The following is a 16,246-nucleotide window of genomic DNA, read 5'->3' on the forward strand; positions in this document are numbered from 1 at the left end:
TTTTCAAATTTTTACCGGATACCTGTCGGAGTTATTATTTATTGGCTTGAGATATGTTTATTGGCGATCGCTCACAGCATTACTTACTTTGAACAGCGCGAACTGCGCCCTCCACAGAACTCCTGCGACAGGGGTATAGCTGTCTTTCAAGGCAATATTGTCTAAGACCGCACACAATTGGGCGATCGTTCAATCCGTGAGCTCCCGTCAAGCTGACGTTTGAAGAGTATTTTTTCGGCGAGCGGGCGCCGCGAGCGTCCAATACTGTACTGAGACGCGACCGGACTTCAGATGAGTCTTTTACATGAGGGTAAGGATTGTAAATACCTTAGCAGAGTAGGCTCTGTAGAACAGATGACCCTTTTCAGGTCGCGCTGGACTAAAAACGAATCACACTTTTTGGCAGCGTTCTCACGTCGCTCCTCCATCCGCCAGCTCTAAGCGGCGAGCATAAGTGTGGACGATCGCACCCGAAAGCAACGATTTCACCATCACTTGAGCGCCTGAGACAGCTTTAACCACATATTTTTGAACCTCACCAGCAAACCGCACTAGCGCGCCCACTTTCAATGAGTGTCCTGCGTTCGCAGCTTCATCTGCTGGTGGCACACCCCCCGATATCTTCATATCTTTATCCGACCCTGTGTCGCCAGGAATCGCTTCCAAACAAGGAGCCGCAGCTTCTGCCAAAGAGATAGTCTTCTCATCCCGCTGCTGCCAAGATGCAAAAATCGCCGATCTGCCGTCGTTGGGGAACTCGAACTGGTAAACTCGAATGCGCTTAGACCTGCCCAAAGCATCTCGTTCTTCCGACCTTTCTTGGCGAACCCGTCGCAGGGTAAAGCCCAGTTTCCCCTTCAAAACGTACTGAACCACCTCCATTGGCTGGGCATTAGGGTGAACCCTGATACCCAGAAAATCCTTCACATCCGCAGAATACTGCTTGACCCTTTGAGCAAAGGCTATCACCTCCGGGTCAGTCCCTCGATACTCCCTGTCTGAGTCAAAGAACTCCATCAGCCCCAACTTCTTGAGAGCTTCCACAGAAGCTTTCAGGAAGCGCAAATCTTGCGGGCAAACCTTCCCTTGACCCCTTTCTTGATGCCCCGCCAAGTGATTTTTATCTCGTTTCCTGACAAACTCTGGGTCATGGGTCAAATAGTAATGCAGGCGAATTTGAGGCAGCCAGCCGTCGTCGTCCTTCAATTTCAGCTCAGGCGTCACCGACACCCCATAAGTCTCTTGCAGTTGATACTTGCGCTCTTGATTGAGTTCGCCCCGAGTCTTGGAGCGCTTGTCCTTCAACTCCAGATACTCAGACAGAGTAATATCAGGAGCATCAGCAACAGCATCCGCTTCTACCCTGCAGTTCTCTCGCTGAATTGACTCAGCCTCTTTCTTAGCCAGAGCAGCTCCAACATTTCGGAGATTTAATTCATTTAACCCAGCATCAACCTTCTGGGCAACCTGCTGCAATAGCTTCCAGTTTTTAACCGCGCTGGCTGCTATTTGCTGCGCTAATCCCTCTAAAAGGAGTTGTTCTAGCTGATTTTCTCGGCACAGTTTTACCTGAAACCCTTCAGCTTTTAGGCTGTACCTAATCGCCTCCCTGTAATGCCACATTCCGGCATTAATTCTAGCAGCCATTTTTGCCCAAGTTCTCAGGTGAACCGGGTCGTGGGCCGCGTCGATGTCGAAGTCAACTCCTTGCAGCAAGCGAATATTGGCTTTGATAACCTTCTGCTGGGAAGCGAGGAGAGCTCGATAAGAAGCGTTGCCGTTGCCAATTTTGCCAATGCCAAAGGGCGCTGTCCAGACAAAGATTGGAACATTTTCATCCCTGACTCGAGCGAGACTTTGCAGGGCATCGTTGACGGCAATTGCTCCTTTAAAAATGCCGAATACCGCTGCAAAATAACCGCGAATGTCGATGCTAACTCCTGTGCCAATGGTGGGGCTAGCGATGATGATATCGTAGTTTTGAATGGTGGCATTAAGATTCTCAACGCAGCCACAAGCGGGGTGGTTGGGGTCGGCTACTGACTCGCTATCAATCCTGAGAATGCGCTTGTTGGGAAATCGTTTTTGCAGTTGTGTTTCTAGGTTGCGACACGACCATTTTCCTTTGACTTTTTGGGAGTCTTCAACAACCATAATGTGGGGCCTGTTTCGATCGAGCGGGCAGCAGAGGGCGCGACTTTCAAGGTCGCAGCCGGTGACTTCTCGCGACAGAATTTGCTCCATTTGAGCGAATAGTGGTGCGGGACTTTGAGTGGCGTAGAAGATCGCGTCCCGCTCTTTTTTAGGTTTCCATTCGTTGACGGCAATCCAAGGTTCGAGAGGGATGCCAGCAAGCGCCTTCAAGTAGTCGATCGCGCAATCAGATAAGTCAGCATCCTGGGCAACGATTAAGCCGCCGGTGGTTAAGACGGTGCGAATGAGTTCTTGCAGGGTTTGCAAGATGGCGACGCGGTTTTCGCGGCAGGTGCTGGAGTTCAAGGCGTGCCAGATGACTTGTTCGCACTCATCAATGAGGACGATCGCCCCAGACCAGTTTTCGGGGTTGAAACGGGCCATTGAGTGGGGGTGGAGGCTGTCTACACACAAGCCGTACCCGAATAATTTGCCTTCCGGCGAGTTCTTGGTTTCGTCGATGTAGTTGATTCCCAACCCGGCGCAGATGGCGCGGCCGAGCTGAATCCTGTGGGTGATGACTAGCACGCGGCGTTCGCCCGTGTTGAGGGCGTGGGAAACCAGGTGGGCGAGGGAGCGGGTTTTGCCGGTGCCTTTGGGGGATTTGATGCAGGCTAAGCCGGCCTCTGGATAGGGGAGTTCTCCCAGATAGCGAGAATTTAGCGTTAAAGACGCGGGATAGGTTAAAACCCATGATTCCCTATCCTGCCAAAATTGGAAGCCTCGTGCTGCGTTTGTGAGGGCAATGAGCGCATCCTCGCCTCTGGCTACCACGAAATCGTCGATGCCTTTCTCCGGTCCTGGCAGAGTGATGACGCTGACGGAGCATTTGGCGGCGGTGAACAGGCGGCCGAGTTTGTCAATCTCGCGGTTGACGTTGAGGACGGTAGAGCGCTTGCTGTCGCGATCGAAGCCGATGCAGATTTCCCGCCCTGGGGTGGCGAAGTGTTGGAGTTCGGGGATGAGATAGGGGATGCACTTCTCCCCTAGCGCGTTCTTGGTTCTGACGCCCATTGTGACGCCGGGGAGGGCAATGGCCGGGTAGCCCATTGTGAGCAGGCAGGCGGCTTTTTTTGCGCCTTCGACGATGATGACGGGGATGTTGTTGAGCCAAACCCATTCCCAGAATTGAAGCGGGTTTGGGGGAGAGGGAGCGGGGGAGAGGGGGAGATTTTCGTCCTCCATCTCCTCTCTGCCCCTAGCCCGTGCTGCCCCTAGCCCGTGTTGCCCCTCTGCCCCTCTGCCTCCCTGCTCCCCCGCTCCCCTGCTCCCCCTCCCCCCCTCTCCCAAATCCTCTAGGTCGATGGGGACGCCGTAGCGTTCTGCGACTTTTGCCCAGATGTGGTCCGGGACTTGCAGGAAGAAGGCTCTGGTGGGGGTTTTGGGGGGGTGTTCGTATTTGACGGGCTTGGTTTTACCGTTTGGGTCGAAGCTGTTGCGGGGCTGATAGGGTTTGAAGCAGCCCCAATACATGGGCTGCCAGTTGTTGAGGGGGTCAAGGCCCGAACACCACCAACCACCGTGCTCGATGTGGCTGTAGTGTTTTCTGGCCCACCGCCATTGTGCGTCGGGGTGGACTCTGCCGGAGGCGGCGTTAATTTCGTAGAGGAGGTAGGCGTAGGGGGCGTCGCCACTAAGAGTTTGCACGTTGAGGGCGAAGATGGCGGAGTCTACGCCGCTTTCTTGCCATTCAGTGAGGGCGGACTTAGACAAGACCATAACGCACCCCCATGTTGGCTGTGTTGACCTTCTGGCCTAGTAGCAATGCGAAAGGCACTCCAAGTTGCACCCGAATCTGGCTACCGCCAGAGCGCCTCATGAACGGGTCAGATGGGGTTAAGTGGACTATGAGTCTCTGTGAGGACTGATTTTGAAGGTCAATGCCTGTGCTATCTCGATAAATCTTCACCGGGCTATTCCTTGAGTGGGGAACATCCCTTTGTCTCATGTTCTGAAAATCGCTGCTTGCACGCCGATCAAAGATAATTAATTAATAGTTAATCCGCGCGTAGTAAGGTTCTGAAATGCTTGCTAGTCAAGAGTTTCAAAATTGAGTTGTCACCAGATCCGGGAGTTTTTGTCACCAGATCCGGGAGTTTTTGTCACTAGATCCGGGTGTGTCCGTAGTAAAGTCATAAGCCTTGCCTGGTAAAAGTTTGAAGGTGATTTTGAGGTCATTTTTGCCTTACTACGCAAAACTCCAGCCTTACTACGCTTGGGGCTGGAGTTGGGGTCAAGGGGACGGGAAGCTAGATTGACAATTCTGGTAGCACTTTAGGCAAGATTTTTTTGAGGTGGGCGGCGGTTTTGGGGCTAATTGGCTTGCCGCGCTGAAGCTGTGAGACTAGCTGCTGAGATATGCCCAGCTTTTCGGCGATGACTCTTTGCTTCGTCCAATCCTTTGCTTCACAAGCCTTCTGTATCGGTTCCCACTCTAACGGGGCAGCAAATGCTGATTTCCGTTTCCGGGGCAAAGATGCTGATTTTTTAGCAGCTATCAAGGCAGGAATTTTACCGGGAGGCTTGATGGTGACGCCAGCTTCTAGCAGTAAATCAATAATTCTTTTTTTGCAATCTTTGGGTTTACCTGTTGTACTTCCAGGACGCAACCATTCTGGGTAGGTTTCAGAGTCATATATAATCTGCCAATCTAACTCAGCTAGCTGCATTAAGGCTTTATCCCAACGTTGCTTCAGCTTACCAGCGTAGCGATGATCCTTACGGGCTAATTCAATCTCATTTTTCGGCATCACCATCTCTAGCACGGTCTTAACCGTGTATTTTCCATTTGTATGAATGGCGCTTTCTGTTGTTATATTGATGGCAATTAAGAATGCTAGCTCATCATGATACGGGTTCATTTTGAGCGTCGCTTCTGAAATCCAACCAAACTCATATAAGGCAACTGGAGGTCTGGCATTCTTGCCAGGTTTATTAAAGAAAAACTCAGCCCATCTACCCGCCCGAATGAAGGCTACTATTTCTGTTGGTTCATCAATTTCATCTGTGAAAATGTTACGCTGCCCGTAGCGCTCCACAGCAACGTCCCAAATGAGGGAATTCATATCGCATCCTAGCTTCCCGATATTCCATTTAATGGTAGCGTCCAGCTTTCTCAGAAGCTTCAGGCATTGCTCTATCCTGAGTAACTTCTGGGAAGTGGTCATATCTTTACGCTCACCCCAACCCATTAAGTCTATGAGGTTAGTGCCGCCATTTTTCCCAGTTCCAGCTAGCTTAATTTCAGTTCTCCAAGGCACAGCCTGTTGAAAAACATAGGCAGATAGTAAACAGTGGAGTTTGGCAGTATCTTTCCCCAAATTGCCAAATTCCTCAATAATTCCCCAGGCTGCCTTGCCTGTAAAGTAAAAATATTCTTTAGTAACTGGGTCTTTATCCTTTAAGGCTAACTTAACAAAACCCGTGCTGTAATTATCTCGAAAAAACACATTTTTATGGGTATCTTCTTGCCAATCCCAACTTCGTAATAAGGACTTGCAAGCCGTTCTAGGAGGGGCTGAGGTGAGTATTTGAGTGATTGTGGTGCTGATAAATAGCTGGGGTTCGGTTGCGGGAACTGTTTTTGAAGCCAGCCCCAGCATAGCGGTTAACTCATCTAGTGTCCGATTGGATAAATCGAGTGGCTCTAGAAAAATTAAAGCTGAATCAAGTGCCACGTTTTTCCATAAATTTTCCTCGGTTCTACCTGCCTGAAGCCAGAGGGTCAGATGATTTAATATTTCCTCTGCTTTTGTCAAGTAGAAAGCATCATCAACTATCTGCTCTTTGAGAAATTTTTCGAGTTCATCAACACACTTAGGACTAAAGCCTTCTAATGTTTCATCCCTTTTAGTAATTTCGGCATGAATCCCCATTGCTACATTCAAGGCCAAAGTTTCTAAAAAATTACTCTGGCGTAGCTTCTTGGCGTACTCTTGAATGCGGTCGCCATCTATCGTGGTGGTGGTGGTGGTAGTAGATAACTCCATAGCCTAGCCTCTTAATGCTAATAATAGTTACAGGTTTGATAGACAAATATCTCACTTGCTTTCTCGAACCTTTTTGTAAGGAGTAACCCGAACTTTCCGTACTACCAGGCCCTGTATCCCCAAAGCATTTGCGTTCCAGTGGTGGCGAAAAATAATGTGTTTTTCCACTAACTTCACGATCGAAAGCTCTCCCATATACTGTCCCAATTCGCTCGTTACTACAGTTTACCATAACGCTATTATTTTAACATTTTCCAGTAATAATGTCCTGCTTTATCGCTGTTAATTTCTGCCCGAAACTAAGAACTATTGATACAAGCTATTGTCAAATCTCGATCATCCCCTAACCCACAAACAGCCTTCGCACAGAGGGACGTTATGCTTCCGGTTTTTCCACTAATTTCTCCTGCAAAGCACATCTCTAAGCGCGTAGCATCGGCATAGTCATAGTTATTAGCATAGGGCGGCGAGGTAATGATTAAATCAGCAAAATCATCCGGTACGCCAAGACAAGTCCGAGCATCAGAGCGAACGCTCTTAGCAGTATTAGCTGCTGTTTTTCCTGCAATTCTCATGTCTTGAACCTGGGTTTGAACCATTAGCTCAAAAGCTGACATCGGCGACAATACAGATTTTTTGGTTTGGTTTGGTAAGATGTACTGCCAAGGGGCAGTTCCAACGCAGGAAACATGGCAGAGAATGGCTATAATTGTCAGCCATACCAACTCGGATTGAGGAGAATCGTCAGCTAATTGTTTCCAAGCCTGCCACAATCGATTTAAGCCTTCAAGGGAGCGATCGCTTAAACAAGAACGAATCAAAGCCGGATAATTATCTACACAGCCCGACCAATTTTCGGCACGTATTTTGACCTTTCTTATATGCTCTAAATAAAGAGCGGGGTCAGTTCGATATAACAACTTGGCTGAAGCAATCCTAGCAACGAAGGGATGAGCTTCTACTCCCAAGCATTCAACCCCCATTTTCTCAGCAGCAAGCAGCGTCGTCCCCGCACCGGCAAATGGATCGAAGACAGTCGCACTCCCCCGTTCCAAGGCTCTAGCAATAACGGTTTCGACCCAAGAGGCCGAGAAACCCGCACGCTCATCTCGCACCAGCGGTGAACGGGCAACTTGATGTTGTCTGTAAAGGTTGAAAAGGTGCTGTTGCCCTCTTGAGAGACAGGGGGCGGCGCTAGCGGCAGAACTTCCCCAAGAGGCAGCTTTAATTGTTTGACCATCAAAATTTATGCTCGTTCACTCAATTGCAGCGATCGCCGCTGCGCCTGCAAGGCTTTGGAGCCCGCCGCTCATCATTAGTACGCTCGCCGAACGGACTGGTAAATTATCCATCTTTTTGCACCCCTAATGAGGGTAATCTGGTCTGGAAAGGCAAATTATCAGACCGGCTATGGACTTAGAACACGCTGCTAATTCCTTTGGAGAAATAGCTTCGACGCGCGACCTAGTGGCAGAGCTGTTAGCTGCCAAGCGCTCTGTCAACACTAGGCGTGCTTATGAGAAAGACTTGTACGATTTCTTTGCGACAATGACGGGGCAGGAACCTCACCCGGCATTGGTGCGCGAGTTCCTACGGCTGAACCGCTTCGCCGCTGTCGCGGTGGTTCTCAAGTATAAAGCCAAACTAATCGACAAGGGACTCAAGGAAGCGACGATTAATCGGCGGCTGGCGGCTATCAAAAGTTTGGTGAATTTTGCTCGGAAGGTGGGCGAGTGCGAGTGGAGTTTGGTAGATGTTGAAGGAGAGAAGGTGGTTCCTTACCGGGATACTACAGGGTTTGGCCGAGTTGCTTCTGAGAATGTGGCGGCGATGCAGTCGGTGTTGGAAATTCCCGACCGGAGTACACCCCAGGGAAAGCGCGACTATGCAGTTCTCCGGCTGCTGTGGGACAATGCGCTGCGCCGGGGGGAGCTCGGCGGAGCCAATATAGGCGACTTTGACCCGCTAGCCCGAACTCTGAACATTTACGGCAAAGGTAGGGGAACTCAAGCGCAGCTAATTGACTTGCATAGCGCGACGGCAGATGCGATTTCTGATTGGCTGAGCGTGCGGGGAGCTGCAATGCCCCAAGAGCCTTTATTTATCGCTTTGACAAAGCGGGAATACGGGTTGAGGTTGAGCGGGTATGCTATTTACAAGCTTGTTTTCTCAACTTGCTCCGCTGCGGGAATTCCTAAAAGAATCAGCCCGCACAGAATACGCCACGCTGCAATTACGACGCTGTTAGATGCAAGCAACGGCAATACGCGAATGGCGCAGAAGTTGAGCCGCCATACCAGCTCGAACGTCCTTAATTGCTACGATGACAATCGGCAGAGCTTGCAGCGAGAAGCGTCGGGGCTGCTGGCTGATTTGGTGCGCTAAGTTGAGATTTGTATGTTCGGATGGTAATCGAATACAAGACAATGGGGAAACTCATCGAAACTGTTAACTTTCGTCTGACACTCTAAGATTAGTTGGGTGCGGCTGGCTGAACCTTTACCAGTTACAGCAGTGCATAACTGCGTTATTAGCAGGCAAGCTGATAGAAGGGATGCGGGGCAAGTCAACGAGCGACGGTTGCAGGTAATGCAGCAAAGCAGTTAGACTAAAATTCAGGAGGCGCTTGTCACCCCCTGAACAAAATAAGATTGAGGAGATTCAGGGAGCGAGAGTTAAGAAAGTAATTTGCTCTGAACAAACCCCGACGAATCTGCGCCAAGTCGTAACTTTTAAAAATCACCCAAGGAAAATCAACGAAGCCATTGCCGATGGGGAGAAAATCAGTAGCGGGGTACAAAGCCTTGACATAACGCTCCAGTAACATACGAAACCTGTGACTCACAGGCGAGTTTTCACTCTCTTCTGTAAATGAGCGCCGGAGAGTTTCATCTGCAACCAAGAAATGTAGGGGAACAGCGAAATACTGGTCGCTGAAATTGCTAGAGTCGCTAAGTTGCTGCGTAATCTCCTCATTTTGCTTGAGCTTTTGGATGAAATCAAGAGCGAAGTAAATTTCATTTTTTATATCTTGTGGGTAATTTTTGCGCCAGATATTTTCCAAAGCATTTATGAATTCTGGCGTCGCGTATTTACTGACTTGGGAATAAGGATCGAACCTGTAAAGGGAGGTCACTGTGTTATTATTCATTGGGACGAGCAACAGCGAACCATCCACATAAAAAACCTGCGGGCTGAGTTCGATATCCAACAAGTCAGCCATGCAAGAGCATTGGTCAAATAAGAAATCAACGCCCGACTCCAATAGAGACGGTAAGCTAATTTTTTTCCTTGTCTGTTCGTAGGAAACAGAAGAATTGGGTGAGCAAGTAGACTTCTGTAGGAAGAATTTCGCAGACTCAAAAAAACAAGGCAAATGTTCGAGAGCAAGTTTAACATCTCGATCCTCTGGATGTAGACGCTGATGGCTCCGCAGCCGCTGCATGAGAGACTTGATACGGGTGCTGAACGTCTCGCCACCCGAATACATCCCTTTTCCGCCAATGGGAATCATTGCTGTGCTGCGTCCGCAGAGATATCCTGTACCCGTAATTCTCGTCATTATCGCTGTTCGCAAGACGAGTAAGGAACCTATCAGATTTGCGACGCGAGTGATCTGACTTTGTTGCTTGCTGGGTACATTGGTGAATACTTTTTCAACAATGTACACCGTCACTTTCTTAGGTTCGCGATCGTTATTTTTTCCCTCTGCAAAATCGCCCCGACCTCGATAGATGGTCTGAATAATTTCCATCAGGTTGTTTTCTATCTGAAACCTAGGTAGCTCGACGATTATGTGTTTTGCATGAGGAAAGGAAATGCCGCGAGAAGCTGATGATGTCATAAATACTACTCTAACCTGGTCTTTACATTCAAGGCGGCTTTCCTTGTCTGGATCTGAAAGGGAATGTATTTCCAGATAAGCCTTATTTTTATCGAATCGAGGCCGCCTCTTTTTGACCAAATCTATTAATTGTATCAGACGTTGCTTGTCCTGAATGTAAACCAGTAATTGGTCTGAATTTTGCTCAGAGACGTGGTGGATTATTTCGGTTACTAGGGAATCGTCCCGCGCTGACTGACCCAGTTTATTTTTAAGGGAGCCATCCTCATTAATTTTACAAGTCTCGAAGAAAACTTTGTAAGTGAGTTCAATAAGTCTTGCTGGATATGAGTTGGCGTTAATAATGGTGGAATCAATAATTCCTCGCCGTGCTGACTCATCAGTAAACGACTGAAAACTAAGCTCTAGTGGCTCTCGCTCATTCTCAACAGGAGAACAGTAAATCTTAGCCGGCTCCGCTTCCCTTGTACCGAGGTGCGGCTTAACAACTTCAACACCTATTAGGGAAGCGTCAGCAACAATCAGTTTAGTGTTAAAACCGTGCGATTTATCGAAGAGTTCAAGCTTTTTATCCAGCCATTTCTGCATGGCGTGAAACCACTCAACCCCAGCGCTATCGCCCGTCACTTCGTCAACCATAACAATGATGTTTCTCAGGCGTGAAGATAATTTAATCATTTCCTCTGAAATCACTTCACTCTGATTTGTAACCGAACGGAATAGTCTATGAAAGTTATCTAAGGAGTCTCCGTATTTATTCACTTTACGGAGGGACTGAGTAGAGCAGGTAATCACAATTTTACTCACGCCCTTATTGATGAGAACGTGACCAGCATCGCACAGGCTCCTAATCACTCCCGTCCCTGACTTTTTATCGTAGCCAAGCGAATTTCCTGAAAGACGACTTATTTCCTGTCTCGCTCTTGTGAGGTGCTTTCCCTCATCTCCAACGCCAATAAAAGTTACCCCTGACCAATTAAAAGTATTAGTATCGGCATTAGAAGAATATTTGACTGTTGGCAAGCCGTTATTGGCCGCAATGATAGCGTGGCTTGTATAAATGCAGTACAGGTCATCAGCAAACAAACGCCGCGATTCAGTTCTAAATTTATTGATTGTGTCTTCGTTAACCGATAGCCGCGGACTGACGTAGAACAGCAGGAAGCCCTCGTTAACGCGATCGCGAAGAAAATCCACCACTGTCGTTGTTTTCCCAATACCTGGATTTCCGGTCAGGAACAGATAGCGACAGGCGGATGACAGTTGTTCCTTTATTATTTGGGCATGAGCATTCCTTAGCGTAATTTTCTGAGGGAGGTTGTATTTTGAAGTAATCGAATCATCCAGAGAATCCGATGGATTGTGAAAATTACTAATTATTTCAGTGAAAGACACGGTTCTGTCCGCAGTGGTATTCATATCGCACAGCGAGTCAACAAATTCTTTTACTTTCTGTTCCTGGCGATCGCTCTCTTGTTCGCATTCTCCTGCTGTACTGTTTCCAACGCTGACTCCCATTCCACCGGGTGCGTACAATAAACTATCCGCGACACTTCGCTTGATTAAATTGAGCATCTTAACAAGCGTCCGCTTATAACTATCGATTGAATTCTCTGTGTCAGACTTTTCCTGTCTCTTCATGGACTTATATGCGTCGGCGCAACGGTCAAGGATATCGAAATCTTCCCGCCCGACATTCAGAGTGCTAATTCCCTGCGTCGTGTAACCGATCGCCGAGACTTGGACAGTTGCATCCTTTGGTATCCTGTTCTCTGATTCGAGAAACTTGACAAAACTAGCGGAGTACGATGCCGCCTGCACCAACTTAACAAAGTCCTTGTCGTAATAAGAAAAAGCTGTCAGGTAATCCTTTATGTCACGCCCAATTATTAATTCTCGATTGCTTCCTTCCTTTGTGTCAAATTTTAAGTGATGATAAACACTTTTGGACATTAAGCGGTGCAGTTCCACTCCGAGAGACTCAAGGATTGATAAAGCACTCGATAAATTCCACAAATCGCAATGTTCTCGTTCATCAGTTGCACCCTGATTTTCCCCTTCGTTCAACTCGCTGCTGTCATTGCTATCAACGGTGAACGCAGACAAATCAACGCAGACGATGCGATATTCCTTTTTTCCGCCCCCTTCCCCCTCTTTCGACATCAACATTAATGTGTCCGCCTTTAAAAATTCCCCCGTTGTAGCGTATTTATTTATGTATGGGAAAACCTTATCTGGGGTAATGCCCAACTGGGAAAGGATTTGAGAATAGCGCTCATGTTCGTTTTTTTCCAGCGTTCTCATGCTGGTTGCATCCGAAAGACAGCACTGCACGTACAGCAATTCCCAATATCTGCTTGTATTAGAGGAGTACCCGAACGCATCCATCAGTTCGTGCCATAAACCCAAACCGCCAAGATGACCCCGCAGGAGTAACAACTTGCCCCATGTTGCCCATATTCGCTGACTCTCCGCGTCAATAAATCCCTCTTTCAATTTCATTTGGACGAGGCTATTGACGACTCCTCGATGATTGAGTTTTTTCAAATCATCGATGAATAAACCCATGTGGGCATATTTCATCCCTGTTTGATGAATCGCCGTCAATATTCCGGCGTTAAATGCTAGCTCGAAAAGATGTCCTTGTGCCTCTCTGATTTCCATTTACAGATCCTCTAAAACTTACATATCCTTTAAAACGGGACAATATCGCCGTTGCTAATAACCCACCACTGGGGAGCAATTATCGATTCAACTCGCTCCTTAAGCATCGGATTGGAATAGGACTCAACCAAGCAGTCAACATAATGCTGAGGCAGCTCATCGGGAGCGCTTACTTCAGGATTAACTAAGTAATTCTCAATTTCATCGAGAAGTGACAGAGAGGAGTGAGGTAGATTAATGTTGCTATGTATCGCATTCTCTCCAGAAATTGGAACCATCAATGCGTTGTACACTTCTGTGAGAAATGCAATAGAATTCATTTGCACCGAGGGGATGCAGTGCTGACTCTTTGCTGATAACCTGCCAATTGCATTGTCGCCGATAATATCATTTAGGGGGTCGAGTTTGAGGAACGATCGCTCTCCCTTAGTTTGGTTTTTTTCGTATTTTGAATAATGCAAGAGCGTTAACCCAAGCATGAGGTCATTTTTGAGCGGCCCCTCTTTGATGAGACCGTCCATCACCTTATTCACGTCAATTACGTCGCCAGGGTGGGCGTTGAGCAAGGTAGAATAAGTTGTCACAGTGTTGTAGAAAATACGATCTCGCTCTACAGCCTTTCCGGTGAACAAATTGAAAAATACTACCTGGGAGCGATTGGGGTCATTAAATACGTTACTCAACTGGCGCACGTCCTGAACGTACAAAGTCTCTTCGTTCAGTACCCCATCAATCCGCAAGGCGCTGTAACTGTCGTACAGAACTGGATATATTACCAGGTCATCAGCAATCTTGAGGTATTTGATGAGTTCCGGCGACATGAAGAACAATTCATTTTGTTGGTCAGTCACGCGCAGGTGTTCAGAAAAGGGAGTGTTAGCGATGTACAGAACATGGTGAAACCCCTTGTGGTACATATCGCTAATTGTGTCACGGAGCACTGCTGGAGAGCGATGCAGTTCATCTTCTCTGTAGTTCCCCGCCAGAGTTTTCACCAGGCTCACTTTTAGACCTGTTTTTGTAGGCTCCACTGCCACAACTTCACCAGTCAAATTGGCAATGTAGTTTTCTCCCCCACGTGAGGAACGGGTGTCGCATTTATTGCTTGACACCATTACTATTAACAATGGCTCTATGGTTCTATTATTATTGTTCTTAATTTTGTATTCCTGTGGCAATACTGAGTAGAGCGAACACTTGGCATTTGGGATTTTATAACGGTCAATCGTCGGCATCACTAGGCCTTGAGAATTCATCAACAAGGAGTCACTCAAGACATGACTCCATTCCTCCACAATTTGATGAATCAATGTTTCCTGCTCGGTTGTTTGAGCTTCTGCTGTTTCGTGCAGTATCCACTGACCTACAAATAAATTTTTGTTTTTTCGCGCTTTAGATGTCAGAATATCTAATATTATGAAGCCCAGCGTCCGCCAAGTAAGTTCGTATATGAAATGCCCCCGTTCGGTGGCTTTTTCTAAAGGTATTTCACCCACTTTAAACTCTATTAGTGATCCAGAAAATACAAGGCGACTCATGTATTCCGATGCTTCATCAGCATTTTTGGGGAAGTTAGGTTTCCCCCCTAATAATGGTGCGAGCAGTGCGATGTTATTTTTATCGCGAGCAAATTGCTTTTGTGTATCTTGACTTGCAAAACTATAGAACACGGGAAGCATTTGAATGTCGCCAATTTGATAGCTCCTGTCGAACTCGCGCTTCTTCCCCGTGCGGTAGAATTTATCCGTCTCAAATGTCAGCGTTACTCGAAACTGGATGATTGCATCTTTATTTGCCACCTGTGCCGAGATAAAAACATACTTGAGGCATTCCTTCAGATTCTCCGACAGTTCATTCCCGAAGAATTTAGTCGTATTGCTTATTTCGTTCAAGTCTGACAGGAGCAATTTCTGTGACAGCCCTATATTTACCTTTTTTTCGGCAGAAAACCCAAGTTTTTCTTTTTTTAAGTATTCTTTAAGAGCCTTTACCGCAGATGCCAGTTTGTCAGCAACTAAGTATTCACTCATTTCACCAACAAACTTTCTCATTAAATTTTTCTTAGCCTCATCACTGTCAAGAGCTTCTTCTTTCAACTGAGGTAATACTTCTTCCGTAAATCTCCCGATTACATCAAAACTTAGAACATCCTCGTAACAATAATTTGGCGATAGAGGGTTGGGACAGGCAAATGCAAAGTAATAAAGAACGAAAAACTTAACTATTTTCTCAATGTGTTGCTTGCTCCTCTCCTGCGTTAGCTCGTCCAAGTTATGCAATTTTGAATCCGGCTTAATCATCTCAAGCCCATACACAAATGAAGAATCGTAAAGAACCGGATTACTGACGCGCCCGTTTAACTTGAATTTGAGTCCAAAAGTTATTGAGGTAATGCTTTGATGTGGATCGTCTGTTTCTCCAATACAGCCATCGATTTTGCCTAAAAGAGGTAACTCGGAGAAGGCATCCCGCCCAGAGAATAATTCTCGGATGTCTACAAGTACGCCCTGGTATGTTACTTCGTAATAAGCCTGTGGTTTCTTTTTGTCGTTGATGAATTTTTCCAGTAATCTAAGACGCCCGCTGTAGTCCTTCAAATAAAACGAGGCTTCGTTAAGTGATATCCCGCGAGGCTGTTGTTTCCCTTTAAGGGCAAACTGATGTATTAACTTACTTTTTTGCTGCGATTCTCTGGCGCTTTCGCAATCTTCACTAATTATATTAGCCAAGGATTCCAAGTAAGTTACTTCCGCCTCTCTTTTCAGGCGACCAATGGTTTCCTGATTGAGTAATTTTTCAAGTTGGCTTAATTCATCAGAGCCATGAGTTTTGAGCAAATCGAGGCTATCTCTCACATTTCTAATTACGAAATTTGGATAATCTGAGTCCGATTGTTTTTTCAAAAATTGAACATAATTTTCCAGTCCAGTTACTACAAGTTCGCGGAAGCGAGTTGCACTATTTATCTCTATTGTTACTTTGTGACTCCTGATTGTAGGAGTCTCCACTTCATAATCCAAGGTCAAATCCTGCGAACTCAACCCAGTCATCGAAGGGAATTGCCAAGCAAACAAGGAGGGCTGCTTTGGCATTGATGCCAGGGGTACAAGCATTGACTCGATTAATTTATCAATTGTCACTTCTGAGCTTTCTCCATCAGGTTCTGAGCAGTGGGCTTTCCTAATTGCCTCCATTAATCTATTTGATAAAGCTGTTTTGATTTCCTGAATTTTTTCTCCGAATACCTCACGACATTTTTCAACCATGTTTATTGTCGCTTTATAGGTTTTTTCTCCTTTCTCTAAGGGGAGCGTTAATTCTTGATTTTTTGCTAGTTGAGCAGCGAAACAATGAATGTCTATAATTAACCTAAATCTTCCTGAAGGGATATCTTTTTTTAAGCAAAATATTTTGGCTCCGGTTTCTCGATTCAGTTCGTCAATAGTTTTTGCTAGCCAGTCGCTATAATCCAGCCTCGCCAGTTCATTCCTGTCTTCTTTTAACTCATTTTTCACGGGGACTAGCTCCTTTTTATATGAGAAATGGTTGCGGATTG

The 16,246-nt window shown here is 46.7% G+C and carries 6 protein-coding genes; 1 reads left to right on the forward strand and 5 read right to left on the reverse strand.

The window, feature by feature from the left end; all coding sequences use genetic code 11:
- Positions 1-411: 411 nt before the first annotated feature.
- The 3 genes from QUA57_RS13520 to QUA57_RS13530 form a co-directional block, all read right to left on the reverse strand.
- Positions 412-3,912: a plasmid replication protein, CyRepA1 family gene (locus QUA57_RS13520; RefSeq protein ID WP_333061434.1), complete on the reverse strand. Its 3,501-nt coding sequence runs from the start codon at positions 3,910-3,912 to the stop codon at positions 412-414.
- Positions 3,913-4,442: 530 nt separating this feature from the next.
- The gene (locus QUA57_RS13525) at positions 4,443-6,182 is read right to left on the reverse strand and encodes a helix-turn-helix transcriptional regulator (protein ID WP_333061432.1); all 1,740 of its coding nucleotides are present in this window, start codon (positions 6,180-6,182) and stop codon (positions 4,443-4,445) included.
- A 299-nt stretch (positions 6,183-6,481) separates the two neighbouring features.
- The gene (locus QUA57_RS13530; protein WP_333061430.1) at positions 6,482-7,297 is read right to left on the reverse strand and encodes a DNA methyltransferase; all 816 of its coding nucleotides are present in this window, start codon (positions 7,295-7,297) and stop codon (positions 6,482-6,484) included.
- Positions 7,298-7,592: 295 nt separating this feature from the next.
- Between QUA57_RS13530 and QUA57_RS13535 the strand changes: the two genes are divergently transcribed.
- A complete protein-coding gene (locus QUA57_RS13535) occupies positions 7,593-8,567 on the forward strand; it encodes a tyrosine-type recombinase/integrase (RefSeq protein ID WP_333061428.1) in 975 nt (324 codons plus the stop codon).
- A gap of 244 nt (positions 8,568-8,811) precedes the next feature.
- Here the strand turns inward: QUA57_RS13535 and QUA57_RS13540 are convergent, their stop codons facing one another.
- Positions 8,812-12,690, reverse strand: coding sequence for a hypothetical protein (locus QUA57_RS13540; RefSeq protein ID WP_333061427.1), 3,879 nt, complete (start codon positions 12,688-12,690; stop codon positions 8,812-8,814).
- Between the two features lie 29 nt (positions 12,691-12,719).
- Entirely contained in the window at positions 12,720-16,205 is a 3,486-nt protein-coding gene (locus QUA57_RS13545) for a hypothetical protein (protein ID WP_333061426.1), read from the reverse strand.
- Positions 16,206-16,246: the final 41 nt, after the last annotated feature.

The organism is Microcoleus sp. Pol7_B2, from assembly GCF_036701035.1.
GTDB lineage: Bacteria > Cyanobacteriota > Cyanobacteriia > Cyanobacteriales > Microcoleaceae > Microcoleus.

Bases quoted from the DNA above. Each gene is read 5' to 3' on its own strand.
- QUA57_RS13520 (WP_333061434.1), bottom strand. From the start codon at position 3,912: ATGGTCTTGTCTAAGTCCGCCCTCACTGAATGGCAAGAAAGCGGCGTA.
- QUA57_RS13525 (WP_333061432.1), bottom strand. From the start codon at position 6,182: ATGGAGTTATCTACTACCACCACCACCACCACGATAGATGGCGACCGC.
- QUA57_RS13535 (WP_333061428.1), top strand. From the start codon at position 7,593: ATGGACTTAGAACACGCTGCTAATTCCTTTGGAGAAATAGCTTCGACG.
- QUA57_RS13540 (WP_333061427.1), bottom strand. From the start codon at position 12,690: ATGGAAATCAGAGAGGCACAAGGACATCTTTTCGAGCTAGCATTTAAC.